Raw genomic sequence first — 1,074 nt, 5'->3', positions numbered from 1 at the left:
ACTAAGTAGTCATGCAAAATTTATCGTGAACTTGCTGCCGAAGCCTCTCATCAAGGATTGAATTTCGTCGAGCAAATCCGCGCCGTTCCTGGCAACGAAGCGGCGCCAGAAGTGCTTGGCATGCTTCCACAAGATCTCAATCCGATTGAGTTCCGGGCTATAAGGAGGCAAATAGTACAGATACAGCCCGTGTTTGGCCCACTGGCGCCGCTTCTTCTCCATCGGATCGCCCTTGTGAATACCGGCATTGTCGATCACGACGATGCGTGGAACCGAGTGAGACTGGAGCGCAATCTGATCGAAGAATGCGATTACATCGTCGCGTGCCGTCGGTCGCTGCTGAGTATTCCAAATCAGTTGACCGTCATGACGCAAGGCCCCAAGCACATTCACGCGCTGTCGGTGCGCGAGCGGTTCGACGGCCCGGGTCTGGCCGATCCTGCCCCAGCCGTACTGCACAGGAGGATTTGGACTGAAGCCTGATTCGTCGAAGTACAGCAACTCGCACCGCTGTTCGTGGTCGAGCTTGGCCAGCGCGTTGATCACTACTCTGGCGCGCTCGAACGCCACCTGATTTCGCTTTTTTTTAAACCGTACCGATAGCGCTTGTACGTGAAATTCATCTCCTTGAGATACCGTTTAGCTGTGCTTTCACTGATCGGCGCATGGTCCCGGCATTGTGCAATTTCGCGCAACAGTGCCCCCACGCTTCCGCCCTCGGAATGGGCCAACGCGCCAAGAGCCTGCTGCTGTTGGGGTGTCCATTTCCTGGGCCGACCGGTATGACGTCCCTCGTACAATCCGGCCAGACCAAGCTTGTTCCAGCGTTGCCGCCACTGCTCGACGCTGTTCAGGTGCACTCCGAATTCGTCTGCCGTTTTCTGCAGCGTCAATCCCTGACTCAACCGCAAAATTCCCTGCGCCCGCATCCGCGTGCGAGCATGCGGGTGGAACACGCCCATCTCACGCAGCGTGCGCCGCTCGTCCTCGGACAGCTCCAAGTGCTTCATCGCCCAACCCCTGCTGCGTGATCAATTCAACTTTGACAGCAAAAATTGGGCGACTACTTAGCAA

2 protein-coding genes are annotated in these 1,074 nt (G+C 56.6%); both read right to left on the bottom strand.

Going from position 1 to position 1,074, the window contains the following annotated elements; genetic code table 11:
* Positions 1 to 9 precede the first annotated feature (9 nt).
* Positions 10 to 570: an IS630 family transposase gene (locus ISF28_RS30210; RefSeq protein ID WP_198120877.1), complete on the bottom strand. Its 561-nt coding sequence runs from the start codon at positions 568 to 570 to the stop codon at positions 10 to 12.
* The gene (locus ISF28_RS30205; RefSeq protein ID WP_198120876.1) at positions 546 to 1,010 is read right to left on the bottom strand and encodes a helix-turn-helix domain-containing protein; all 465 of its coding nucleotides are present in this window, start codon (positions 1,008 to 1,010) and stop codon (positions 546 to 548) included. The genes ISF28_RS30210 and ISF28_RS30205 overlap by 25 nt, the downstream gene beginning before the upstream one ends.
* Positions 1,011 to 1,074 lie beyond the last annotated feature (64 nt).

Origin of the sequence: Massilia rhizosphaerae (assembly GCF_016093545.1) — a bacterium.
Taxonomy (GTDB): domain Bacteria; phylum Pseudomonadota; class Gammaproteobacteria; order Burkholderiales; family Burkholderiaceae_D; genus Telluria; species Telluria rhizosphaerae.
This window is presented reverse-complemented; position numbering and strand designations above follow the sequence as displayed.